Source organism: Achromobacter pulmonis (assembly GCF_021733725.1).
Classification (GTDB): Bacteria; Pseudomonadota; Gammaproteobacteria; order Burkholderiales; family Burkholderiaceae_B; genus Achromobacter; species Achromobacter pulmonis.
On record NZ_JAIFOT010000001.1, the window covers coordinates 335,900 to 360,529 of the forward strand.

A 24,630-nucleotide genomic window follows, 5' to 3' on the forward strand; every position below is an offset into this window, starting at 1 on the left:
ACAAAAACGAAGCCCGCCGCCGCTCAGCGGTAGATGGCGGTGACCGGCTTCTCGCCGACGCGGGCGTAACCGCGGTACATGCCTTCCGTGTTGAACGGCAAGGCCACATTGCCCTTGGCGTCGACGGCCACCAGGCCGCCCTTGCCGCCGATGGTGGGCAGTTTTTCCATCACGACGCGGTTGGCCGCCGTTTCCAGCGACGCGCCGCAGTATTCCATCTGGGCCGCCACGTCATAGGCGGCGACCATGCGGATGAACATCTCGCCGGTGCCCGTGGTGGACACGGCGCAGGTCCGGTTACTGGCATAGGTGCCGGCGCCGATCAGCGGCGCATCGCCGACGCGGCCGACCTGCTTGTTGGTGATGCCGCCGGTGGACGTGGCCGCGGCCAGGTTGCCCTGCGCATCCACCGCCACGGCGCCGACGGTGCCGAACTTCTTGTCCGCATCCAGCGGATCGGCCGGCGCCGGCTGGCCGCGCGCGACCATGGCCTGGCCGTCGTGGTCCAGCACCGCTGCTTCCGGCGTTTCGCGCTGCACCCGCAGCAATTGCTCGCGGCGCGCCTCGGTCGAGAAATAGGCGGGATCGACGATTTCCAGGCCGGCATCGCGCGCGAAGGCCTCGGCGCCCTCGCCGACGAAAAACACGTGCTTGCTGGATTCCATGACCTTGCGCGCGGCGAACACCGGGTTGCGCACGCAATTGACGTTGGCGATGGCGCCCGAACGCAGCGTTGCGCCGTCCATGATGGACGCGTCCAGCTCGTGCGTGGCGGCGCTGGTGAACACGGCGCCGTGCCCGGCGTTGAACAGCGGGCAGTCTTCCAGCAGGCGCACGGCTTCGGTCACCGCGTCCAGCGCGCTGCCGCCACGGGCCAGCACGGCCTGGCCGGCGGTCAGGATCGATTCGAGCGCGCTCAGGTATTCCTGTTCTTTCTCGGGCGACATGGCCGCGCGGGACATCGCGCCGGCGCCACCGTGAATCGCGATCACGGGTTGAATCATCGTTTACCTACTCCATGGATGAGCCACGGCATCACGGACTGGGTCACCCCAGCGGCGGCCGCGACGGAATTCTTGGCCCGATAGGCCACCGCCGCCGACAGGGCCTCGATCAGGCCCAGCGCGGCGGTTTCGGAATTGGGGATCAGTTGGCGGCCGGACACCGCGTACAACACCACGGATGCCGTCGGCGCCAGCGGCGAAGTGGGCTTGTCGGTCAACACCAGCACAGGTACGCCGGCCTGCTTGGCCGCGGCCGCCAGCGTCACGGTATCGGCCAGATAACGCGGAAAACCGATGGCGATCACCAGGTCCTTGCTGGTCATGCGCGACATCTGCCGCGCCGCGTGCGACACGCCGCCCGGGCCGGCCAGCGACTCGACCGAATGCAGGTGCATGCACAGTCCGCGCTGCAGCATGCCGGCCAGGAACCCGCTGGCGCCGAACCCGATGATGAAGACGCGGTCGGCGGCCAGGATCGCCTCGACCGCCTGCTCACAGGCGCCGGCATCCAGATTCTGCAGATTGCGCTGGGCGTTGCGGATGTCTTCTTCGAGGATCGCGGCGAAGATCTGCACCGCGCTGGCCGAATGCGCCAGCTCGGTGCGCAGTTTTTCGACCGGTTCCAGCGCCGCCTCGAAACCGCGGGCCAGCTCCGCGCGGAACTGCGGGTAGCCCGGCAGGTCCAGGGCCCGCGCGAAACGGTTGGCGGTGGCGATCGAGACCCCCGTGGCCGCCGCGAATTCGTCGATGGTCATCGTGGCCACGCGGAACTGGTGGGCCAGGACATATTCGGCCATTTCGTGCTGCTTGCGGCTCAGCGCGGGCTGTGCCCGGGCGATCCGATCAGCGATCGTGAGTGTGGCCTTGGTCATCGGGGAAAGGGCGGGGAGCGTAGCGAAGGTTTATGTAAATCTGTTTACACACAAATTTTAGATAAGAAAATTCATTTTCATACTAAGGGTATACCCGTGATTTAATGTAACAGTGCCTCAAAAGAAACGGGGCCGGTTTGCGGTACGCTAATGGCCCTCCCCGCCTCCCCGTTTTTCGGACTTTCTCGAATGCCCGCCTGGACCTGTAAACCCCATGCCGAACTGACCCTGGCCGAGCTCTACGCCATCCTGCGCCTGCGCTCGGAAGTCTTCGTGGTCGAGCAGCAGTGCGCCTTTCTCGACATGGATGGCAAGGACCTGCTGGGACAGACGGAACACCTGATGGCCTGGGAAAATGGCGGGCTGCTGGCCTATTGCCGCCTGCTTGAACCCGCGCTGAATGACGGCCAGGCCATCATCGGCCGCGTCATCACCGCGCCGGCCGCGCGCGGCACCGGCCTGGGCCATGAACTGATGCGCCGCGCCAAAACCGAGGTGGCGCGGCTGTGGCCGGGCGAGCCGGTCTACCTGAGCGCGCAGGCGCGGCTCAAGGGCTACTACGGCGGCCACGGCTTCGCGCCGGTCACCGACGAATATATCGAGGACGGCATCCCGCACGTGGGCATGCTGCTGCGGGAATCGGCCTGATCCCGCCTCCTGGAGCGGAAATGAAAAACGCCCCTTGCGGGGCGTTTGCCATGCTGGCGTCGAGCGGGCTTACTTGACCGCCGACACATCCAGCTTGGCGAGCGTCTTGGACTGGATCTCGTCCACCGTCACGCCCGGCGCCGTTTCCAGCAGCTTCAGGCCGTTGTCGGTGACTTCCATCACGCCCAGATCGGTGATGATCAGGTCGACCACGCCCACGCCGGTCAACGGCAGGTTGCATTCGGGCAGCAGCTTGACGTCCTCGGTGCCGTCCTTCTTCTTGGCCACGTGTTCCATCAGCACGACCACGCGGCCGACACCGGCCACCAGGTCCATCGCGCCGCCCATGCCCTTGACCATCTTGCCCGGGATCATCCAGTTGGCCAGGTCGCCCTTCTCGGACACCTGCATCGCGCCCAGGATGGCCAGGTTGATCTTGCCGCCGCGGATCATCGCGAACGAGTCGGCCGACGAGAAGATCGACGAGCCGGGCAGCGTCGTGACCGTCTGCTTGCCGGCGTTGATCAGATCGGCGTCGACCTCGGCGTCGGTCGGGAACGGGCCGATGCCCAGCAGGCCGTTTTCGGACTGCAGCCAGACTTCGACGCCCTTGGGCACGTGGTTGGCCACCAGGGTCGGCAGGCCGATACCCAGGTTCACATAAAAACCGTCTTGCAGCTCGCGCGCGGCGCGCGCCGCCATTTCATCGCGGGACCATGCCATGTCGTCTTCTCCTTAGGCCGGGCGAGTGGTGCGTTGTTCGATGCGCTTTTCCGGATTGGCGTTCAGCACGATCCGGTGCACATAGATGCCGGGCAGATGGATCTGGTCGGGGTCCAGGCTGCCGGTATCGACGATCTTCTCGACCTCGACCACCGTGAGCTTGCCGGCCATGGCCACGTTCGGATTGAAGTTGCGGGCCGTCTTGCGAAATACCAGGTTGCCGCTGCGATCGGCGATGTCCGCCTTGACCAGCGACACGTCCGGCACCAGCGAGCGTTCCATCACGTACTGGTGGCCATCGAATTCGCGGATTTCCTTGCCGTCGGCGACGATGGTGCCCACGCCGGTGCGGGTGAAGAAGGCCGGGATGCCGGCGCCGCCGGCGCGCAGCTTCTCGGCCAGCGTGCCCTGCGGGGTGAATTCGAGCTCAAGTTCGCCCGACAGGTACTGGCGTTCGAATTCCTTGTTCTCGCCCACGTACGAGGCGATCATCTTGCGCACCTGGCGCGTATTGAGCAGCTGGCCCAGGCCGAAGCCGTCGACGCCGGCGTTATTGCTGATGCACGTGAGATCCTTCACGCCCGAATCGCGCAGCGCGGCGATCAGGGCCTCGGGGATGCCGCAGAGACCGAAACCGCCCACGGCGATCATCTGGCCGTCCTTGACGATGCCTGCCAGCGCCTCCTGGGCGCTTGCATAAACCTTGTCCATCGCTCCAACTCCTAGTTAAGGTCGAACTGAAGAGGGCGCGGCTGCCGGCTGCGCGGCCCCGCATCATCGCGGCGGGCCCCGATGAAGGCGGATTCGCGGCGCCGAGGGTGGCGCGCCCCTGTGTTTCTATTATGGTTCTGCCGGGGATTTTAACGGCATGACCGGCAAATGCGCGCGCTGTTTCAAACGGCGCGGCGAAGTCGGACCACGCGCCCGGCCCCGCCGGCTACGCGGCCGGCCGGAACTGCGTGGCCATTTTCGCCAGCACTTCAGGCGGCCATGGCGCGGACGTATTGGCCACGTAGTCCATCCAGACCAGCACATTGCGGCCACGAGCATAGGGGCCGCCATCATCGCCGACCTTCTCGAGCAGCAGCTCGAATTCGGCGCTGGAACGGCCGATGCGCGTCACCTTGTGCGTCACGCGCACGGTCGCCGGATAGGTCAGGGGACGCAGGAAATCACAGGAAGCGTGGGCCAGGATGGCGCCGTCATCGGCCGGCAGCTCGAAGCCCGCGTGGTACAGGATCTGCATCCGCGCCTCTTCCATGAGGCGGAAATACAGCGTGTTATTGAGGTGGTTCAAAGCGTCGGAATCACCCCAACGCAAGGGCAGATCCGCCTGGTGGGTATCGCCCACCGCCAGCATCCGCGCAGACTGAATCTCCGGGTTCACCAATTGCTCCTGATGGCTAAAAGAAATACGAAGACGTGCAAGGTCTCCGCCTGCAATACAATCGCCGATAATACTTCCAGCCAAATATGGAATACATACGGGGAGCTTTGCAATGTCTGAACGCGAGTCGATGGAATATGACGTGGTCGTGGTTGGCGGTGGTCCCGCCGGCCTGGCCACCGCTATCCGTCTGAAGCAGCTGGCCGCTGAAAAGAACCAGGAAATCGGCGTCTGCGTCCTGGAGAAAGGCGCCGAGCTGGGCGCCCACATCCTGTCCGGCGCCGTGATGGACCCGCTGGCGCTGACCGAACTGATCCCCGATTGGAAAGAAAAGGGCGCGCCGCTGAACGTGCCCGTGACGCAGGACAAGTTCCTGTTCCTGTCCGAGAACGGCGCGCGCGCCACGCCCAACTGGCTGCTGCCGCCCTGTTTCCACAACGAGGGCAATTACATCGTCCGCCTGGGCGATGTGGTCAAGTGGCTGGGTGAACAGGCCGAGGCGCTGGGCGTCGAGATTTTCCCCGGCTTTGCCGCGGTCGAAGTGCTGTACGACGACCAGGGCGCGGTGCGCGGCGTGGCCACCGGCGACATGGGCGTGGCCCGCGACGGCAGCCACACCGCCCACTACCAGCCCGGCATGGAACTGCACGCGCGCTACACGGTGTTCGCCGAAGGCGCGCGCGGCCAGCTCGGCCGCCAGCTGATCGAACGCTACAAGCTCGATGACGGCCGCGACCCGCAAGCCTATGGCATCGGCATCAAGGAAATGTGGGAAGTCGATCCCGCGCAGTCCAAGCCCGGCCTGGTGATCCACACCGCCGGCTGGCCGCTCGATGCCGACACCTACGGCGGTTCGTTCCTCTACCACCTGGACAACAACCTGGTGGCGGTCGGCCTGATCGTCGGCCTGGATTACGCCAACCCGTGGCTGTCGCCGTTCGATGAATTCCAGCGCTACAAGACCCATCCCGCCATCCGCGGCACGTTCGAAGGCGGCAAGCGCATCGCCTATGGCGCGCGCGCCATCGCCGCCGGCGGCCTGCTGTCGCTGCCGAAGCTGGCCTTCCCCGGCGGCGTGCTGGTGGGCTGTGAGGCCGGTTTCCTCAATGCGTCGCGCATCAAGGGCAGCCACGCCGCCATCAAATCCGGCAAGCTGGCCGCCGAGGCCGCGTTCGACGCACTGGTGGCCGACCGCCGCCAGGACGAGCTGGCCGCCTATCCGGAAGCCTTCAAGAATTCCTGGCTGCACGCCGAACTGAACAAGGCGCGCAACTTCAAGCAGTGGTTCAAGAAGGGCCGTACCGTGGCCACGCTGATGACCGGCATCGAGCAACTGGTGCTGAAGGGCAAGATGCCCTGGACCCTGCGCCACAGCAAGCCGGACCATGCCTGCCTGCAGCCGGCCTCGCAGTGCGCCCGCATCGACTATCCCAAGCCCGACGGCAAGCTGACCTTCGACAAGCTCAGCTCGGTGTTCATCTCCAACACCAACCACGATGAAAACGAGCCCGTCCACCTGACGCTGAAGGATCCTTCGGTGCCGGTGCAGGTCAACCTGGCCAAGTACGGCGGCCCGGAATCGCGCTACTGTCCCGCCGGCGTCTATGAGTTCGTCAAGGACGATCACGGCGAGGATCGCCTGCAGATCAACGCGCAGAACTGCGTGCACTGCAAGACCTGCGACATCAAGGACCCGACCCAGAACATCGTCTGGGTGGCGCCGCAAGGCGGCGAAGGGCCGGTCTACAGCGGCATGTGACGGGCGCCGCCGGCCATGGCTGAACGCGTGCTCTTCATCGGCTGCGGCGATCTCGGCCAGCGCGCCGCGCGCCGCCTGCTGGCGCGCGGCGATACGGTCTACGCCCTGCGCCGCCACCCGCCGGCGGACGACACCAGCGGCATCCACTGGCTGCCGGGCGATATCAGCCGGCCCGACGGCTTGCCGGCCCTGCCGGCCGGCATCACCCGCGTGATCCATGTCGCCACTGCCGGCGCGCGCGATCCCGCCGCCTATCGCGCCGTGTTCGTCGACGGCCTGAACCACGTGCTGGACGCGCTCGACACGCGCCAGGTCGCGCGCATCGTGTTCGTGTCCTCCAGCGCCGTATATGGCGAACATCACGGCGACTGGGTCGACGAAGACACCCCGCCCGCGCCGCAGGGTTTCAATGGCCGCATCCTGCTCGATGCCGAAGCGGCGCTCGCCGCGCGCGCGATCCCGCACACCACGCTGCGCTTCGCCGGCCTCTACGGTCCTGGCCGCCTGCAACTGATCGAACGGCTGCGGGCGGGCAAGGCCCGCGCGCCGCTCGAACCGCCGCACTGGGCCAACCGCATCCACATCGACGACGCCGCAGCCGCCATCACGCACCTGGCGCTGCTGCCCGACGCGTTGCCCGTCTACATCGGCTGCGACGACACACCGCTGCCGCTGCACGAGCTCTATGCCGATCTGGCGCGAATGGCCGGCGCCCCAGCACCGGCTGACGGCCCCGCGCCGGCGGGTATCGGCAGCAAGAAGCTCAGCAACGCCCGCCTGCGCGCCAGCGGCCTGACGCTGCGCTGGCCGGATTCGCGCGCAGGCTATGCCGCGCTGCTGGCGGACGCCGCGCAGGCATAGTTCGACCAAGGTCGAATCGTCGAGGGCGCGCCACGGCCATACTGGCCGTCCCTTCGATCATCCGCGCGCCGCCCATGTCCACGCCCTTCCCGCCCGATCCGCTGCAGGCGGTCACGCACCCCGACCCCTACCCCTATTACGCCGCGCTGGCGCGCGAGCGGCCGCTGTACCGGGACACCCGGCTGGGACTGTGGGTGGCCAGCGATCCGCGGACCATCCGCGCAATCATGCATCATCCCGCCGCCCGCGTGCGCCCCTTGGCCGAAGCGGTGCCCCGGGGCATCGCCTGCGGGCCGGCCGGCTTGCTGTTCGGCCGCTTCCTGCGGATGAACGACGGTCCGCGGCACGTCCGCCTCAAGGCGCTGTTCAGTCAGTTCCTGGCGCGGCAGGCGCCGCTGGCCCCTTCGCCCGACTGGTCGCGACTGGGGGCGGACACGGCATCGGCCGGCGCCATCGACCGTTATCTGCACGCCGCGCCCGTTTTTGCGCAAGCCTGCTCGCTCGGCCTGCCCGGCGCCGTGGCCGCCGACTGCGCGCGCGACATCGGCGCCTTCCTCGCGGCCCTGCCGCCTGCCACCGCCGATGCGCGCATCGCGGCCGGACACGCAGCCGCCGAACGACTGTTGGCGCGGCTCGGCGCGCACCTGGATGACCCGGCCGCCGGCCCCGCCTGGCGCGGGCTGCGCCTCCAGGGGGAACAGGCCGGCCTCGATCCGGCGCTGCTTGCCGCCAACCTGGCGGGCCTGCTGTTCCAGTCATGCGAAGCCGGCGCCGGCCTGCTGGGCAACGCCCTGCTGCGGGCCGGCCGCCAGGGCGCGGGGGGCGGCCTGACGCCGGCGCAGACCGGCGAACTGGTCGACGCGACGCTGGGGCACGATCCGCCCATCCACAATACCCGCCGCTTCCTGGCCGGCCCTATCGAACTGGACGGCCAGCGCATCGAAGCCGGCGAGACCGTGCTGCTGGTGCTCGCCGCGGCGGCCATGGCGCAGCCCGACGCGCACTGGACCTTCGGCGCACTGGGCCACGCCTGCCCCGGGCGCGACGCCGCGCGCCGCGATGCCGCCGGCGCGCTCGCGCATCTGCTGCAAGCGGGCGTCAATAGCGCCGCCCTGGCGGCGCGCTTTCGCTACCGCCCCCTGCCCAACGCCCGCATTCCCCAATTTGATCTGGCCAAGGAACCCGCCCCATGATCGCCGTAATATTCGAAGTCGAACCCGCCGATGGCGACCCCGCGACCTATCTGCACATCGCCGCGGGCCTCATCGACGAACTGAAGACCATCGACGGCTTCATCTCGGTCGAACGCTTCCAGAGCCTGGCGACCCCGGGCAAGCTGCTGTCGCTGTCATTCTGGCGCGATGAAGACGCGGTCAGGCGCTGGCGCACGCTGCAATCGCATCGCCGCGCCCAGGAGGCGGGACGGGGCGGCGTGTTCGCCAACTACCGCCTGCGCGTCGCGCAGGTGCTGCGCGACTACGGCATGCAAGAGCGCGGCCAGGCGCCGGGTGACAGCCGCAGGCATCACGGCTGACGGCGCGCGGCCTCAGGCCAGGTGGCGGGCCACCGCCTCGACCACCCGGCGCACATCGTCGGCCGACAGGTCCAGGTGCGTCACCATGCGCGTCGGGCCGCCATAGACGGCGCGCATCAGGATGCCGTCGGCCGCCAGCGCGGCGGTCAGGGCATCGCAACGCGCCGGCTCGAACTCCGCGAACACCATGTTGGTGTCCTGGCTGAGCACCCGTACCCCGGCAATGCCGCGCAGGCCTTCGGCCAGCAGGCGCGCGTTGGCATGATCTTCGGCCAGGCGCTCGACATTGTGCTCCAGCGCATACAGGCAGGCGGCCGCCAGCACGCCGGCCTGGCGCAGGCCGCCGCCCAGCACCTTGCGCCAGCGGCGCGCGCGGGCGATCAGTTCGGCGCTGCCCACCAGCACGGAACCGACCGGCGCGCCCAGCCCCTTGGAAAAGCAGATCGACACCGAATCGAACGGCACGCACATCTCGGCCAACGGCTTGCCGCTGGCCACGGCGGCATTGAAGACGCGCGCGCCGTCCAGGTGGGTGGCCAGGCCGTGGCCGCGCGCCCAGTCGGTCGCCGCGCGCACATAGTCGGCCGGGATCAGCTTGCCGTGGAACGTGTTTTCCAGCGCCAGCAGGCGCGTGCGGGCGAAGTGCGGGTCCCCTTCGGGCTTGAGCGCCGCCGCCAGTTTTTCCAACGGCAGCGAACCATCCTCGGCATGCTCGATGGGTTGCGGCTGGATGCTGCCCAGCACGGCCGCGCCCCCGCCTTCGTACTTGTAGGTGTGCGCCTGCTGGCCCACCAGGTATTCGTCGCCGCGCTCGCAATGCGCCATCAGGGCGGCCAGGTTGCTCTGCGTGCCCGACGGGAAGAACAGCCCAGCCGCCTTGCCCGCGCGTTCGGCGACGGCTTGCTGCAACTGGATGACGGTGGGGTCATCGCCCATCACATCATCGCCCAGCGGCGCGCTGATCATGGCCTGCAACATAGCCGGGGACGGCCGGGTGACGGTATCGCTGCGCAAATCGATCATGAAGCGTCCTTGAAGGAAAACGGAAATCCGGTAAACGGGCCGGTCAGCCCGCGCGCGCGGCGGGCGCCGCGCGGCTTACGACAAAAATGCCGGCGAGAATCAGGGCCATGCCGGCCAGTTCGACCGGCGTCGGGCGCTCGGACAACACGGCCCAGGCCATCAGCATCGCCACCACCGGCACCCCCAGGCTGGACAGGCCGGCAATCGATGCCGGCACCCGCCGCACCACCTGCAGCCACAGCAGCCAGCCCGCCGCGGTGGCGATCAGGACGATATAGACCATGCCGGTCCACAACTGCCAGCCCCATTGCGCCGGAATCTGCGGCACCAGCCATGCCACGGGCGTCATCACCAGCCCGCCGAACAGCATCTGCCAGGCGGTGAACGTCATCACGTCGGGCGCGTGGCGCTCGAACATGCGCTTGGACAGCACCGTTCCCACGCCCCAGCACAGGCCGCTGCCCAGCCCCAGCAGCACCGGCCGCAACGCGCCCACGCCGTGCCAGGGTTCGATGAACAGCACCAGGCCGATCGCGGCCAGGCCAATACCGATGCCATGGCGGACGGTTGGCCGCTCGCCCAGCAATCCCCACGCGAACAACACCACCCAGAACGGCATGGTGTAGGCCATCAGCGACACCTTGCCGACGCCGCCGGACACCAGCGCGGTCTGCACGAAGCCCTGGAAGCCGGCGGTCTGGGTCAGGCCGATCAGCAGAGTCAGCTTCCAGGGCGGCAAGGCCAGCGGCCGACGGGTGACGATGGCCAGCGCGAACAGCACCAGGCTGCCAGTGACGTAGCGCAGCGCCACGAAATCGAAGGGGCCGATGTACGGGACGATCAGTTTCATCGCGATCCAGCTGCCCGCCCACACGAGGATGGTGCTGAACATCAGGGCAAGCCCTGCGCGATCGAAACTGCTGCGGCTCACGGCGGCGTCTCCGGGGAAGAGGGATGGAAAAACGAAGATGCCCATGCCGGCAAACCGGCATGGGCATCTCGCATTATGCGCCCGTCAGGACGGGGACTGTCCATGCCGTCCGCATGACGGACGGCGCACGCCGCTCACAAGGGCTTGGACAGTTGTTCCAGGATGGCGGGATTTTCCAGCGTCGACACGTCCTGCGTCACTTCCTCGCCCTTGGCCACCACGCGCAGCAGGCGGCGCATGATCTTGCCGGAACGGGTCTTGGGCAGGTTGTCGCCGAAGCGGATGTCCTTGGGCTTGGCGATCGGGCCGATTTCCTTGGCGACCCAGTCGCGCAGCGTCTTGGCGATGGCCTGCGCCTCGGCGCCCTCGGGACGGGCGCTCTTGAGCACCACGAAAGCCACCACGGCTTCGCCGGTGGTGTCGTCGGGACGGCCGACCACGGCGGCCTCGGCCACCAGTTCATGCGCGACCAGCGCCGATTCCACTTCCATGGTGCCCAGGCGATGGCCCGACACGTTGAGCACGTCGTCGATGCGGCCCATGATCCAGAAATAGCCGTCCGCGTCACGCTGCGCGCCGTCGCCGGCCAGGTAATAGCCGCGCAGTTCCGGCGGGAAATAGCTCTTCTTGAAGCGTTCCGGATCGCCCCAGATGTTGCGGATCATGGCCGGCCACGGGCGCTTGATCACCAGGAAACCGCCGTTGCCCTGGTCGACGTCGCCGCCGGTTTCATCGACGATGGCGGCGGCGATGCCCGGCAGCGGCAGCGTGCACGAGCCCGGCTTGGTCGGCGTGGCGCCCGGCAGCGGCGTGATCATGTGGCCGCCAGTCTCGGTCTGCCACCAGGTGTCGACGATCGGGCAGCGCTCGCGGCCGACATTCTTGTGATACCACATCCAGGCTTCGGGATTGATGGGCTCGCCCACCGTGCCGATGATGCGCAGGCTGTCCAGGTCGTACTTGGACGGATGGGTCTCGGGCGCGGCTTCGGCGGCCTTGATCAGCGAGCGGATCGCGGTCGGCGCGGTATAGAAGGTGGTGACCTTGTGGCGCGCGATCATGTCCCAGAAGCGGCCGGCGTTGGGGAACGTCGGCACGCCCTCGAACACCACCTGGGTCAGGCCGGCGGCCAGCGGGCCATAGGTGATGTAGGTGTGGCCGGTGACCCAGCCCACGTCGGCCGTGCACCAGTAGACGTCGTCCTTGCGCGCATCGAAGGTCCACTTGACCGTCAGCAACGCCCACAGCAGGTAGCCGGCGGACGAATGCTGCACGCCCTTGGGCTTGCCGGTGGAGCCGGACGTGTACAGGATGAACAGCGGATGCTCGGCGTTGACCGGCACCGGCTCGCAGGTGTCGGCCTGGCCGGCCTCGACGTCATGCATCCAGAGATCGCGGCCTTCGTTCCAGGCAACCTTGCCGCCGGTGCGGCGATAGACGATGACGCGCTTGACGGCTTCGCAGCCGCCCATGGCGATGGCGTCTTCCACCGCCGGCTTGAGCGGGATGGTCTTGCCGCCGCGCACCTGCTCGTCGGCGGTGATGACCAGCGAGGCGCCCACGTCGACGATGCGCTCCTGGAGGCTCTTGGCCGAGAAGCCGCCGAACACCACCGAGTGCGTCACGCCCAGGCGGGCGCAGGCCTGCATCGCCACCACCGCCTCGATCGACATGGGCATGTAGATGATGGCGCGATCACCCTTCTTGTAGCCCAGCGCGGCGATGCCGTTGGCGAAGCGGCACACACGCGCCAGCAGTTCGCGGTAGCTGACCTTGGTGACTTTGCCGTCATCGGTTTCGAAGATGATGGCGGTCTTGTCGGCGTTGCCGTTGGTCAGGTGCACGTCCAGGCAATTGGCCGAGACGTTCAGTTCGCCGTCGCCGAACCAGCGGTAGAACGGCGCGTCGGATTCATCCAGCACCTGGGTGAACGGCTTGGTCCAGTGCAGGTTGTCGCGGGCCTGGCCGGCCCAGAAACCGTCGAAATCGTTCTCGACCTGCGCGCACAGCGCCCTGTAGGCGTCCATGCTGGGAATCGCGGCGCCCTGCGCCGCGCGCTCGGGCGGCGGGAAGACCCGGGTTTCCACCAGTACGGACTCAATAGCATTCGACATGATCTTGTCTCCAATCTGTGATTCTGTTGTTGATGCCGCTTTTTATGTGACTGCCCACTCGCAACCGTATCGCCGCGCTCTTACGGGCACCTTACGCAAAATACGGGCCATAAGCCCGCATCCCGCGGGAACGTGCGGCAAACGTGGCAGCAACGGCATCGACAACCGACAGCGCAATACGCAACCGGCCGGCCAGCGCGTCCGCCTTGCGGCACGCCATGACCGGAACTTCATAAGAATATCAGTTGCGGCGGCCGCACGCGCCCTCAAGCGGCGCGGCGCGCCAGGCCGCGCGCCATGTCCACGCGCGACAGCAGCGCCAGGCCGCCGACGAAGAACAGCCCGGTCACCAGGATCGCCAGGCGATGGTTGCCATGCGTGGCCCAGGTCACCAGGCCATAAGTGAGCGGACCGATGACCGCGGCCAGTTGCACCGCGAAGGTCCACAGCGAAAAGAACTCCGCCAGGCGGCCGGCCGGCGCCAGCGCGCCGGTCATGGCGCGGCCCGCGCTCTGGGTCGTGCCCATGCACAACCCGGCCAGCGTCGCCGCCACCCAGAACACCGGCGCCGTCACGGCCGCGTAGGCCACCAGCACCATCAGGATCCAGCCGCATAGCGTGATCGCCAGCGCCGGCTTGTGGCCGATGCGATCCTGCACATAACCGAACGAGAAGGCGCCCGCCGCCGCGCCGATGTTCACGGTGAACACCAGCAGCATGATCTGCGGCGTGGTGAAACCCATGACCTCGGAGGCATACACCGCCGCCAGCGTGATCACGACCGAGATGCCGGCCTGGTAACAGGCGATGCACATCAGCAGCCGGCGGAACTCCGGAAAATGCTGCCCGGTGTCGCGCCAGGCGTAGGCCAGCCGCTTGAGCATGGCCAAGGCCGCCTGCGGCTCGCCGCTGGGCCGCGCCCGTTCGCGCAACAGAAAGAAGGAAGGCAAGGCCGCCAGCGCGAACACCGCACAGGTCACCAGGATGACGCGCGGCACGAAGTGCTCGGCGTCGAGCCCGTCGGCCTCGGCCAGCTTCACCACCACCAGCGACAGGCCCAGCGTGAGCATGCCGCCGCAGTAGCCGAAGCTCCAGCCCCAACCCGATACCCGCCCCAGCGCCGATGGCTTGGCCAGCTCGGGCAGGAACGCCGCCACCACGGACTCGCCGACGCAATAGCAGTAATTGGAGATGACGATCGCGGCCAGCGCCAGCCACACGTCGCCCGGCCCGGCCTGGGTCAATACCAGGGTGGCGGCCACGCAGCCGATGGTGCTGCTGTAGAGCAGCCGCCGCTTGCCGGCGCGGGCATCGGCGCGCGCGCCCAGTGTCGGCATGGTCAGCATGATGAGCAGATAGGACAGCGACAGCGCGGCCGTCCAGGCCAGCGTGGCCCACGGCGCGCGGCCGCCGACCACGCCGACGAAGTAGGTGCTGAACACCGCCGTGAGAATCACGGTGGTGTAGCCGGAATTGGCGAAGTCATACATGGCCCAGGCCCAGACTTCGCGCCTGGCCACGCCGGGGTTCAGCGGACTGCCGCCCGCCTCCCCCGCGGCAGACACGGCCGCGCCGGCGGGCGCCTGCCGTGGCGTTTCCTGGCTCACAGGCCCAGCGCGGCGATGCCCGCCTGGGCGATCAGGGCGTCTTCGGTCGACTTCACGCCCGACACGCCGACGGCGCCCACCACGTGGCCGTTGGCCACGATCGGCACCCCGCCTTCCAGCATGCCTTCGATCAGCGGCGCCGACAGGAAGGAATAGCGGCCGTTGTTGATGATCTCTTCGTAGACGCGCGATTCGCGCCGGCCCAGGGCCGCGGTCTTGGCCTTGGCCGGCGCGATGTGCGCGGAAATCGGCGCGGCGTCGTCCAGCCGCAGCATGCCCAGCAGGTGGCCGCCATCGTCCGACACGGCGATGGTGACGGCCCACTTGTTCTGCAGGGCGTGTGCTTCGGCCGCGGCCAGGATTTTCTTGACGTCTTCGGCGTTCAGCACCGGCTTGGTATTCATTGCAGCGACTCCTTGATCTGTTCGAGGGCGGTGGGATCTTCAATGGTGGTCAGGTCGCCGGGATCGCGGCCTTCGCATACCGCGACAATGGCGCGGCGCAACACCTTGCCCGAACGGGTCTTGGGCAAGGCGCCCACGAACCGGATCCGGGCCGGTCGCGCCACCGCGCCCAGCTGATCTTCCACCAGCCGCATGATATCCGCTTCCAGCTGCTTTGCGCCCTCCGCCGTCTCCGCCGCCGCGGGATTCTTCAGTACGGCGAACGCCATTGCCACCTGCCCCTTGAGCGCATCGGCCATCCCCACCACGGCACACTCGGCGATGCCGCTGTGGCTGTTGACGGATTCCTCGATCTCGCGCGTGCCCAGGCGGTGGCCGGCCACGTTGATCACGTCGTCGGTGCGGCCCAGGATGAACCAGTAGCCGTCCTTGTCGACCAGCCCCCAGTCGAAGGTGGAATACACCTGGCGGCCCGGGATCGATGTGAAATAGGTCTGCACGAAACGCTCGTCATCGCCCCAGATGGTCGACATGGCGCCCGGCGGCAACGGCGGCACAATGGCCACCACGCCCTTCTGGTCGGGCCCCAGATCCTCGCCGCTGGATTCGCTGACGATGCGCGCATCGAACCCGTAGACCGGAAACGACGGACTGCCGAAACGGGTCGGCACCGTTTCGACGCCCGGCTGCGCCGACAGGATCGGCCAGCCGGACTCGGTCTGCCAATAGTTGTCGATGATGGGCTTGCCCAGCCCTTCGGAGATCCACTGCGCGGTGGGCTCGTCCAGCGGCTCGCCGGCCAGGTACACCGCCCGCAAGGTCGACAGGTCATGTTTTTTCAGCAGCGCCGGATCCTGGCGCTTGAGCACCCGCACCGCCGTCGGCGCCGAGAACAGCGTGTTGACGCCGAATTGCTCCACCAGCTTCCACAGGATGGCGCCGTCCGGACGTACCGGCGTGCCCTCGTACAGCACCGTCGCCTGCCCACCGATCAGCGGGCCGTACACGATATAGGAATGCCCCACCACCCAGCCGATGTCGCTGGTGCAGAAGAAGGTATCGCCGGCCTGGCCGTTGAACAGATATTCCATCGACGAGGCCAGCGCCACGGCGTAGCCGCCCGTGTCGCGCTGCACGCCCTTGGGCTTGCCGGTGGTGCCCGACGTATAGAGGATATAGCTGGGCTCGGACGACTCCAGCCAGGTGACCGGCACGCGCGCTGCGCGCCGGGCGGCGCGCAACGTGGCATAGTCCAGATCGCGCCCGGCCACCGGTTCGAACGGCGCCAGGCCGCGGTCGAATACCACCACCGCGGCCGGCGGCGTCTTGCACAGCGCCAGCGCCCGGTCCAGCAGGGGCTTGTAGGGCACCACCTTGCCCGCGCGCGAGCCCGCATCGGTACACACGATGACCTTGGGCGCCGCATCATCGATACGCTGCGCCAGATTGACCGACGCGAACCCGCCGAACACTACCGAATGCACCGCGCCGATGCGGGCGCAGGCCAACATGGTGAAAACCGCCTCGGGCACCATCGGCATATAGACCAGTACGCGGTCGCCGCGCTCCACGCCGAGGTCCCGCAGCATGGCCGCGGCGGCGTTCACCTCCTCGTAAACCTCCTGGCGGGTATACACGCGTTCACGCTCGACCTCGGTCGACACCCAGATCAGGGCAGGCTTGTCCGCCTGGGTCGGCAGCCAACGGTCAACGGCGTTGTAGCAGAGGTTGGTCCTGCCGCCCACAAACCACTTGGCGAATGGCGGCCGGGAGAAGTCCAGGACGGACTCGAACGGCGTTTCCCAGTGCACCCGGCCCGCCTGCTCGCGCCAGAAGGCATCGCGGTCATGAACCGAGCGGTAATGGAAATCCCTGGTTTTTTGCATTTTTGTCTCCTGGTATCGTGCATACGCCTTATGGCTGATTGCTTTCTTTTTGAATCCTTCGGTCATTTTGGTTGGCAAACCTTGCACCAGGCTTGCCACAAGTCAAAAAATTCTGCCACGCGTCCACGCCGCACGGGCGCCGGACTGGTTACAGTAACGAACCAGTCTTAAAAGTTTGGTAGAATCCCCGCGAAGTTGTACATAACGTATCCGTTGGTTGGCTGCTTGATTCCAGCCGTTCAGATGTTTTTCAGCGTTTTTGACGCTTTATGACAGCTGAACGCCTGAGTTGCGCCGCGACCTTCCCCAGGCGAATGCATCGACACTCCACCAACGCGCGACTGAACTCCCTCTCTGGCCAGGCAAACCGCGGTCTGCGTTTGCTGGCGCTGGCGGCGTGCGTCGCGGGTCTGGCGGGTTGTGCGGGCACACATCAGAAATCCAGCGCCTACACGTCCGAGATCGATCCCTACGAAACCGAATGGGTCGCCACCGCGGACGATCCCATCGGTATGCTGGTGGTGCAGAAATTCAAACGCGAGCGCCAGCGCAGCCAGGGCAGCGGCGTCAGCAGCGACAACGCGCTGGTCAGCGAAGCACTCAACTACCTGGGCATCCGCTACCGCTTTGGCGGCAACTCACCCGATACCGGGTTCGATTGCAGCGGCCTGGTGACCTATACCGCCGAACGCTCGCTGGGCCTGAAGCTGCCCCGCAATGCCGCCGAAATCGCCCAGCAAGGCGTTTCCGTCTCCAAGAGCGAACTCAAGGCCGGCGATCTGGTCTTCTTCAACACCATGGGCCGCCGCTACTCCCACGTCGGCATCTACCTGGGCGACGACCGCTTCGTGCACTCCCCCAGTTCCGGCGGCGTGGTGCGCGTCGAGAACATGACCCTGGCCTACTGGTCCAAGCGCTACAACGGCGCCCGCCGCATCGACACCAGCCTCGTCGCCACGGCGCGCGCCTCCAACTGAACGCCCCGGCATTCTGACCTGCCGGCCGGCCCGGCGCCATCCACCATACCGCGGCCCCTGCGGCGAACACGCACGACCGCCCTGAACAGCAAAACGCCGCCGGACTTTCCAGTCCGGCGGCGTTTTTCCTCTTCGCGGCCCGGGGCCGCGGGCCTTTGCGGCCTCCCCAGTTTGTCAATCTTGCGGGCGGCGCACAGGAATCAATGGACGGCCGCGACGCCCGCGCACAGGCCGCACTGCTGCAGGGCCTGCTGCATGCTGCACACCGAGCGGCGACAAGCCACCACCCGGATACCGCCGCGCTGGGCCGCATTGCGGAAGGTCTTCATGACGTTGTGACCCAGGAAATCCGTCAGCAGGATGACCAGCTGGGTGCCGGAGGGCAACTGCAACGTTTTCTTCTGGTGCGAGGGATCACGGCCGCTGATGTGGTGCGTGATCGAAATATTGTGTCCTTTGAGCAGATCCGGGATGTTGCCGAGCCTGTCGGCGCCGACTACCACTGCACTCAATCCTGCCGTCATGTTGAACCTCACTGGGTCGTTGAGAGACTGGATGTAATGATAATGATTCCTATTTTTTAGTCAACTCAAATGAGATCAGTTCTTATTTAATAATTTTAATGAGCTTGCGCGAAGGGATAGCGAGTCCGCCCCAGCCGCGCTGCCGGCTGGGGCCCGCCGCCCCCGGACCAGGCAAGAAAAAGGCGGCTCCCGAATGGGGAACCGCCTGGGGAAAACCGCCTGCGTGCCGGCGTCTGGGGCCCTGCTATTTCGGCGTGCCCTGCACCGCGTCGGTCACGACCGCGCGGGTCAGGGACGGCGCCAGCATTTCCAGGAAGGTGTACACATAGTCCCGCAGGAACACGCCGGCCTTGACGCCCACGCGCGTGGTGTGCGTGCCGAACAAGTGGCCCACGGGCAGCCCCACCAGGTTCGAATCGCGCCGCGGGTCATAAGCCACCCCGGCAATGATGCCGATGCCCAGGCCCACATCCACGTAAGTCTTGATCACGTCGGCATCAATGGCTTCCAGGACGATATCGGGATGAACCCCCTGGTTGGCGAAGATCTCGTCGATCGTGCTGCGGCCGGTGAAGGCGCGGTCGTAGGTGACGATGGGATATTCGGCCAGTTGCGCCAGCGACAGGCGCTTGGCCGCACTGGAGGTCAGCTCGGCCAGAGGATGATCGGGCCGCACCACCACGGTATGCTCCCAGGCGTAGACCGGCAGGGTCGCCAGCCCCGGCGTCAAGGCCAGCGACTCGGTCGCCAGCGCCAGGTCGGCCTGCTCGTGCAGCACCATTTCCGCCAGTTGCGCGGGGCTGCCTTCGGCCAGCGACAGGTGCACCTTGGGGAATTGCTTGCGGAACGCCGGGATCACGCGCGGCAGCAGATAGCGCGCCTGGGTGTGGGTGCAGGCGATCACCAGCCCGCCTTCGTCGCGGCGCGCGAACTCGTCGCTGACCTTCTTCAGGTTGTCGACCTCGCGCATGATGCGGTCGATCACCTGGGACACCGCCAGGCCGGGCTTGGTCAGCCCCTTGATGCGCTTGCCGTGGCGTTCGAAGATCTTGATGCCGAGCTCGTCCTCGAACTCGATGATCGCCTTGGACACGCCCGGCTGGGAGGTATAGAGCATCCGGGCGGCTTCGGTCAGGTTGAAGTCGCGCCGGATGGTTTCGCGCACGAAACGGAATTGCTGCAGGTTCATGAATTGGCCCCTGGTAGACGGGCCAATTATAAGTAATAAGGACGCCTTTATATATTACTTATAAATATAAGCTTAGGCACAAGGCGTCCCTCTTTCAGCGCATCGAGATCGTGGTGTTCACGGTTTTGGCATGCGCCGACCAGCGCGCCGTGACCGTCTTGGTCTGGGTCCAGAACTGCACCGCCTGCTTGCCGTTGGGGCCCAGGTCGCCCAGCTTCGAGCCGCGCGAACCGGTAAAGCTGAACCAGGCCACCGGCACCGGAATCGGCACGTTGATGCCGACCTGGCCGACGTCGATGTTGTTCTGGAAGTAACGCGCCGCGCCGCCGTCCTGCGTGAACAGCGCGACACCGTTGCCATTGGGATTGCGGTTGACGAATTCGACCGCCTCTTCCAGCGTCTCCACGCCCACCACGCACAGCACCGGGCCGAAGATCTCCTCGGTGTAGATGGTCATGTTTTCGGTCACGCCGTCGAACACGGTCGGGCCGACGAAGTTGCCCTGCTCGAAACCGGCGACCTTCAGATTGCGGCCGTCCAGCAGCAGCTTGGCGCCTTCGTCCACGCCCTTCTGGATCAGGCTTTCGACACGCTTCTTGGCATTCGGCGACACCAGCGGGCCCAGGTCGGCGGCGCGATCCATACCCGAATTGACCTTGAGCTTCTTGGCGCGCTCGACGAAATCAGGCAGCCAGTTGCGGGCGTCGCCCACCAGCACGGCGACGGAAGAAGCCATGCAGCGCTGGCCGGCGGCGCCGAAGGCCGCCCCCACCAGTTGGTTCAGCGCCACGTCCGGATCGGCGTCCGGCAGGATCACGCAGTGGTTCTTGGCGCCCATCATCGACTGGCAGCGCTTGCCGGCGGCCGAGGCGCGGTTGTAGATCTCGGTGCCGACGCGGGTCGAACCGATGAACGACACCGCCTTGATGTCAGGATGCTCGCACAGGCCGTTGGCGGTATCCGGGCCGCCATGCACCACGTTCAGCACGCCCGGCGGCAGGCCGGCTTCCAGCGCCAGCTGGGCCAGGAACAGCGACGCGGTCGGGTCCTGCTCGGACGGCTTGAGCACAAAGGTATTGCCGCAGGCCACTGCGATCGGGAACATGAAGCACGGCAGCATCACCGGAAAATTGAACGCGGTGATGCCGGCGCACACGCCCAGCGGCTGGATCAGGGTGTAGACGTTAATGCCGGAGGCGGCGTTCTCGGCGTATTCGCCCAGTTGCAGGTTGGCGATCGAGCAAGCGTGCTCGACCACTTCCAGGCCGCGGCCGACCTCGCCTTCGGCATCCGGCAGGGTCTTGCCGTGCTCGCGGGTGATCATCTCGGCCAGCTTGCCGGTGTTGGCGCGCAGCAATTCCTGGAACTTCAGCATAACGCGCATGCGCAGGCCCTGGCCGCTGTTGCGCCAGGTCTTGAAGGCTTCCTTGGCATTGGCGATGGCCTCGTCCAGTTCCTCGCGCGTGGCGAAGGGCACCTTGGCCACGACCTCCTGGGTGGCGGGGTTGATCACGTCACGCCATTCGGTGGTCTTGGACTGTACGAGCTTGCCGCCGATCAATAGCGGAACGCGGGGGACTTCACTCATTTGATGCTCCTCACACTGCATAGTCGATGCGGATGGAATCCGCGTTCTTGGATCTCGCGCGGGCGCCGCCGGACTGCCCCGGCGGCGCCACGCCTTACTTCTGCACCAGCGGGCAGGTCGAATCGGCCAGCGGCTGGAAAGCCTCGGACGCCGGAATGGTCGCCACCAGCTTGGAATAGTCCCAACCGCCCTTGGATTCGGACGGCTTCTTCACTTCATACAGATACATGTCGTGGATCACGCGGCCATCGGGACGGATCGAGGCGTTGCGCATGATCGGATCCTTGATCGGCAGCGCGCGCATCTTGTCCGCGACCACCTTGCCGTCGGTGCTGCCCGAAGCCGCCACCGCGCGCAGGTAATGCAGCACGCTGGAATACACACCGGCCTGCGTCATGGTCGGTTTCAGGCCACGGAAGGCCTTCTCGAAGCGCGCCGACCACTGGCGCGTGGCGTCGTCGTAATCCCAGTAGAAGCCGTCCACGTACGACAGGCCCTGGGCGCTTTCGAGCCCCAGCGCGCGCAGGTCGGACAGGAAGATCAGCAGCGACACCAGGCGCTGGCCGCCGGCCACGATGCCGAACTCGCGCGCCTGCTTGACCGCGTTGACCGTGTCCTGGCCGCCGTTGGCCAGCGCCACCACCTGCGCCTTGGAGCTTTGCGCCTGCAGCAGGTAGGACGCGAAATCCGGCGCGTTGAGCGGATGGCGCACGCTGCCGACGACCGTGCCGCCCAGCGCCTTGACGGCCTTGGCGGTGTCGGCCTCGAGCGAATGGCCGAAGGCGTAATCGACGGTGATGAAGTACCAGGACTTGCCGCCCGCCTTGACCGTGGCCTTGGCGCCGCCGGCGGACTGCGAGTAGGTGTCGAACATCCAATGGAAACCGACCGGCGAGCACTCTTTGTTGGTCAGGGCCGTGGTGGCCGGACCGGAAAACATCACCACCTTGTTCTTCTCGCGCGCGATGCCCTGCACCGCCAGCGCCACGGCCGAATTGGTCAGGTCGGCGATGGCGGTGACGCCGTCGCGGTCGAACCACTCGCGCGCCTTGGCCGCGCCCACGTCGGCCTTGTTCTGGTTGTCGGCCGACACCAGTTCGATCTTCATGCCCTTGCATTCCGCGGCCAGGCAATCGTCGATGGCCAACTGCGCCGCCGCCACCGAACCGGGCCCGCCCATGCCGGCGTAAGTGCCCGACATGTCGGTCAGGACGCCGATCTTCACTGGCGGTTTATCCGCCGCATACGCCTGACCCAACAGCGCTGCGCCCAGACACAAGCCTGCGGCCAGCCCGCGTGCGTGCAATTCCATGGATTTGTCTCCTGAGTGTTATGCGTTATGGCGCCGTCTTTGCGGCCTGCCGCTCCCGGGGGTTGCCCCAGGGCTGCCGACCCAGTGTAGATGTGTGAAAATCAACAAGCAACACCAGAAATGCACATTCCTTGTGCATCAATGCACAATCATGTCAGAGGCGAAAAACGTGCTGGATTGGGACAGCCTGCGGTATTTCCTGGAAGTCGCGCGGACCCAGCGCGTCAGCGCCGCGGCGCGGCGGCTCGGGGTCGAGCACACCACCGTGTCACGGCGCATCCGCGCCCTGGAAACCGAACTGGACACCCTGCTGTTCGAGAAATCGCGCAGCGCCGGCTTTGTCCTGACCGAGGACGGCCAGCGCCTGTTCGTACATGCCGAGCAGATGGAAAGCACCGTGCACAGCGCCCGCGAGGCCCTGTCGGGCATCGGCCAGGCGCTGTCCGGCCACCTGCGCATCGGCGCCACCGAGGGCTTCGGCAGCTACGTACTGACGCCGCTGGCGGCCGATTTCCAACGGCGCTATCCGCACATCACCCTGGACATTCTGCCGGTGCCGCGTTTCGTCAGCCTGTCCAAGCGCGAGGCCGACCTGGCCATCACCATCGAGCGCCCCCAGCGGGGCCCGTATGTCTGCAGCAAACTGTGCGACTACACGCTGCGCCTTTACGGCACCCCCGAGTATCTGGCGCGGCACCCGCCGATCCGTGACCGCGCCGACCTCGCCAGCCACAGTTTCATCGGCTATGTCGACGAGCTGCTGTTCAGCGAACGGCTGCGCTACCTGGAAGACCTGCTGCCGGCCAGCCGGGTGGTGTTGCGCAGCACCAGCGTGGTGGCGCAGTACCACGCGGCGCTGCAAGGGCAGTCACTGGCCATCTTGCCCTGCTTCATCGCGGCGCAGGACCCGCGGCTCAGGCCGGTGCTGGAAACCGAAGTGGAGATCACGCGCTCGTTCTGGATGTATTGCCACGAGGACCTGCGCAAGCTCAAGCGCGTGACGGTGCTGTGGGAATTCATCCGCAAGTCGGTGCTGAAGAATGCCGATCTGCTGGCCGGCAAACGCGGCACGATGAAATACCTGCCCTGAGGGCGAGCCCCGGGGCAGGTCAGGCGGCGCCGGTGGCGCGAAGCGTCCTCAACTGTTCTTGGGCGCCTTGACGCGCAGCCGCCGCGCCAGCAGGAACGCCGTGAAGGCCGCGACGATCAGGTGGATCGCCACCGTGCCCACGCCAAAACTGAGCTTGCCGTTGGAAATCCAGGCACGCGACAGGTTGATCAGGTTCATGTACAGCAGGCCCACCAGGCCGGCGATCAACAGGTCGCCGGAACGGCCCAGGCGCGGATTCACGGCACCCAGCGGGATCGCCAGCAACGCCAGGTTGAGCGCGGCCAGCGGCAGCGAGATGCGCCACATCACCTGCGACCAGCTGCTGGTGGTGTTATCGGCCATCAGTTGCGGCGTGGTGCGGGCCTTGGCCGAGCGTTCGGCGGCGGCGCGCGCGGCCGCAACGGGATCGTCGCCCCCCTTGCTCTCCAGGCGCAGCCCGTATTTGTCGAAGTGCACCAGGCGGATCTCGGGCGTGCCCGGCTTCAGGTCGTAGCGATGGCCCTCGCCCAGCACCAGGAAGCGGTCGCCATTGGGCAGGGTTTCGCTGTGGGCGCTGCTGGCGGTCAGCACGCTGAGCCATTCCGGCCCGGTTTCGCGCGCGAACACATTGCCCAGCTCGTCGGAGGGCTTGGCCGGATCCTCGGCGAAGAACACGCGGTTGCCGCCCGCCGATTCCGCGAACTGGCCCGCGGTGACCTTGGACAGGTCGGAGCGCTGCTCGAAGCGTTCGTGGTATTCGCCGATCTGGCGATAGGCCCAGGGCGCGGCCACCAGCGTCAGTCCGGCCACCGCGATGGCCACGGGAACGGCAACGCGCAGCACCGGCTTGAGCCAATCGGCCAGCGACAGGCCGCTGGCGAACCACACCACCATCTCGGATTCCCGGTAGTTGCGCGTGACCGTGGTCAGCACCGCAATGAAGACCGACACCGCCAGGATGGTCGGCAAGGCCGTGATGGTGGACAGCGCGGCCAGCACGAGCACGACGTCCGCCCCGATGTTGCCACCCGCGGCTTCACCGAGCAGGCGCACCAGCAGCACGCTGAGCCAGACGATGAGCAAGGTGGAAAAGACGACGCCAGCGTGACTGGTGATCTCGCTGACGACAGAGCGTTTGAATAGAGACATGGGAGAATATGCGGGATAATCGACCGCATCATACAGACGCACACGGGA

At 66.7% G+C, this 24,630-nt stretch carries 23 protein-coding genes; 7 read left to right on the plus strand and 16 right to left on the minus strand.

Translation table 11 applies throughout. The features are described 5' to 3' along the window. Positions 1-23: 23 nt before the first annotated feature. Positions 24-1,004: an isoaspartyl peptidase/L-asparaginase family protein gene (locus K2W61_RS01560; protein WP_175133140.1), complete on the minus strand. Its 981-nt coding sequence runs from the start codon at positions 1,002-1,004 to the stop codon at positions 24-26. Beyond that, on the minus strand, positions 1,001-1,876 hold the full coding sequence (locus K2W61_RS01565) for a MurR/RpiR family transcriptional regulator (protein WP_175133139.1): 876 nt from the start codon (positions 1,874-1,876) through the stop codon (positions 1,001-1,003). The genes K2W61_RS01560 and K2W61_RS01565 overlap by 4 nt, the downstream gene beginning before the upstream one ends. Before the next feature lie 189 nt (positions 1,877-2,065). Between K2W61_RS01565 and K2W61_RS01570 the strand changes: the two genes are divergently transcribed. Next, positions 2,066-2,524 (plus strand): GNAT family N-acetyltransferase, encoded by a 459-nt coding sequence (locus K2W61_RS01570; RefSeq protein WP_236754969.1) that lies wholly within the window; start codon positions 2,066-2,068, stop codon positions 2,522-2,524. A 69-nt stretch (positions 2,525-2,593) separates the two neighbouring features. On the opposite strand, the gene K2W61_RS01575 is transcribed toward K2W61_RS01570, so the two are convergent. From K2W61_RS01575 to K2W61_RS01585, 3 genes are all read right to left on the minus strand, one after another. Then, positions 2,594-3,247, minus strand: a complete 654-nt coding sequence (locus K2W61_RS01575) for a CoA transferase subunit B (RefSeq protein ID WP_175133137.1) — start codon at positions 3,245-3,247, stop codon at positions 2,594-2,596. A gap of 12 nt (positions 3,248-3,259) precedes the next feature. Beyond that, positions 3,260-3,958, minus strand: a complete 699-nt coding sequence (locus tag K2W61_RS01580) for a CoA transferase subunit A (protein WP_175133136.1) — start codon at positions 3,956-3,958, stop codon at positions 3,260-3,262. 226 nt (positions 3,959-4,184) lie between these two features. Further along, complete coding sequence (locus K2W61_RS01585) at positions 4,185-4,607, minus strand: acyl-CoA thioesterase (RefSeq protein ID WP_272909365.1); 423 nt, start codon at positions 4,605-4,607, stop codon at positions 4,185-4,187. A 139-nt stretch (positions 4,608-4,746) separates the two neighbouring features. On the opposite strand from K2W61_RS01585, the gene K2W61_RS01590 reads away from it, so the two are divergent. The 4 genes from K2W61_RS01590 to K2W61_RS01605 all read left to right on the plus strand — a co-directional run bounded on the left by K2W61_RS01590 (position 4,747) and on the right by K2W61_RS01605 (position 8,788). After that, entirely contained in the window at positions 4,747-6,393 is a 1,647-nt protein-coding gene (locus K2W61_RS01590; protein ID WP_175133134.1) for an electron transfer flavoprotein-ubiquinone oxidoreductase, read from the plus strand. Positions 6,394-6,408: 15 nt separating this feature from the next. Beyond that, on the plus strand, positions 6,409-7,254 hold the full coding sequence (locus K2W61_RS01595; RefSeq protein WP_175133133.1) for an NAD-dependent epimerase/dehydratase family protein: 846 nt from the start codon (positions 6,409-6,411) through the stop codon (positions 7,252-7,254). A 74-nt stretch (positions 7,255-7,328) separates the two neighbouring features. Beyond that, positions 7,329-8,447, plus strand: a complete 1,119-nt coding sequence (locus K2W61_RS01600; RefSeq protein WP_236754970.1) for a cytochrome P450 family protein — start codon at positions 7,329-7,331, stop codon at positions 8,445-8,447. Next, positions 8,444-8,788, plus strand: coding sequence for an antibiotic biosynthesis monooxygenase family protein (locus K2W61_RS01605; RefSeq protein ID WP_175133131.1), 345 nt, complete (start codon positions 8,444-8,446; stop codon positions 8,786-8,788). Before K2W61_RS01600 ends, K2W61_RS01605 begins: the two co-directional genes overlap by 4 nt. 12 nt (positions 8,789-8,800) lie before the next feature. On the opposite strand, the gene ltaE is transcribed toward K2W61_RS01605, so the two are convergent. The 6 genes from ltaE to K2W61_RS01635 all read right to left on the minus strand — a co-directional run bounded on the left by ltaE (position 8,801) and on the right by K2W61_RS01635 (position 16,819). Beyond that, complete coding sequence (gene ltaE, locus K2W61_RS01610) at positions 8,801-9,811, minus strand: low-specificity L-threonine aldolase (protein WP_175140706.1); 1,011 nt, start codon at positions 9,809-9,811, stop codon at positions 8,801-8,803. Between the two features lie 43 nt (positions 9,812-9,854). Continuing rightward, positions 9,855-10,742: a DMT family transporter gene (locus tag K2W61_RS01615; protein WP_175133129.1), complete on the minus strand. Its 888-nt coding sequence runs from the start codon at positions 10,740-10,742 to the stop codon at positions 9,855-9,857. Between the two features lie 134 nt (positions 10,743-10,876). Continuing rightward, positions 10,877-12,856 (minus strand): acetate--CoA ligase, encoded by a 1,980-nt coding sequence (acs, locus tag K2W61_RS01620; RefSeq protein WP_175133128.1) that lies wholly within the window; start codon positions 12,854-12,856, stop codon positions 10,877-10,879. A gap of 266 nt (positions 12,857-13,122) precedes the next feature. Continuing rightward, positions 13,123-14,463 carry an MFS transporter gene (locus tag K2W61_RS01625; RefSeq protein WP_175133127.1) on the minus strand — a complete coding sequence of 447 codons (1,341 nt, stop codon included), beginning with the start codon at positions 14,461-14,463 and terminating at the stop codon, positions 13,123-13,125. Beyond that, complete coding sequence (locus K2W61_RS01630; RefSeq protein ID WP_175133126.1) at positions 14,460-14,867, minus strand: heme-binding protein; 408 nt, start codon at positions 14,865-14,867, stop codon at positions 14,460-14,462. Before K2W61_RS01630 ends, K2W61_RS01625 begins: the two co-directional genes overlap by 4 nt. After that, positions 14,864-16,819 (minus strand): propionate--CoA ligase, encoded by a 1,956-nt coding sequence (locus K2W61_RS01635; RefSeq protein ID WP_272909238.1) that lies wholly within the window; start codon positions 16,817-16,819, stop codon positions 14,864-14,866. The genes K2W61_RS01630 and K2W61_RS01635 overlap by 4 nt, the downstream gene beginning before the upstream one ends. 248 nt (positions 16,820-17,067) lie before the next feature. Here K2W61_RS01635 and K2W61_RS01640 point away from each other — a divergent pair, with 248 nt between their 5' ends. After that, entirely contained in the window at positions 17,068-17,730 is a 663-nt protein-coding gene (locus tag K2W61_RS01640) for a C40 family peptidase (RefSeq protein WP_236754971.1), read from the plus strand. 200 nt (positions 17,731-17,930) lie between these two features. Here the strand turns inward: K2W61_RS01640 and K2W61_RS01645 are convergent, their stop codons facing one another. The 4 genes from K2W61_RS01645 to K2W61_RS01660 all read right to left on the minus strand — a co-directional run bounded on the left by K2W61_RS01645 (position 17,931) and on the right by K2W61_RS01660 (position 22,343). Further along, a complete protein-coding gene (locus K2W61_RS01645) occupies positions 17,931-18,254 on the minus strand; it encodes a DUF2325 domain-containing protein (RefSeq protein ID WP_175133123.1) in 324 nt (107 codons plus the stop codon). A gap of 244 nt (positions 18,255-18,498) precedes the next feature. After that, entirely contained in the window at positions 18,499-19,443 is a 945-nt protein-coding gene (locus tag K2W61_RS01650; RefSeq protein ID WP_175133122.1) for a CysB family HTH-type transcriptional regulator, read from the minus strand. Positions 19,444-19,537: 94 nt separating this feature from the next. After that, positions 19,538-21,031: a CoA-acylating methylmalonate-semialdehyde dehydrogenase gene (locus K2W61_RS01655; RefSeq protein ID WP_236754972.1), complete on the minus strand. Its 1,494-nt coding sequence runs from the start codon at positions 21,029-21,031 to the stop codon at positions 19,538-19,540. 94 nt (positions 21,032-21,125) lie between these two features. Next, positions 21,126-22,343, minus strand: a complete 1,218-nt coding sequence (locus tag K2W61_RS01660) for an ABC transporter substrate-binding protein (protein ID WP_175133120.1) — start codon at positions 22,341-22,343, stop codon at positions 21,126-21,128. Positions 22,344-22,512: 169 nt separating this feature from the next. On the opposite strand from K2W61_RS01660, the gene K2W61_RS01665 reads away from it, so the two are divergent. Further along, positions 22,513-23,433, plus strand: a complete 921-nt coding sequence (locus tag K2W61_RS01665) for a LysR family transcriptional regulator (RefSeq protein ID WP_175133160.1) — start codon at positions 22,513-22,515, stop codon at positions 23,431-23,433. A gap of 48 nt (positions 23,434-23,481) precedes the next feature. Here the strand turns inward: K2W61_RS01665 and lptF are convergent, their stop codons facing one another. Further along, the gene (lptF, locus tag K2W61_RS01670) at positions 23,482-24,582 is read right to left on the minus strand and encodes an LPS export ABC transporter permease LptF (RefSeq protein ID WP_175133119.1); all 1,101 of its coding nucleotides are present in this window, start codon (positions 24,580-24,582) and stop codon (positions 23,482-23,484) included. Between the last annotated feature and the right edge of the window lie 48 nt (positions 24,583-24,630).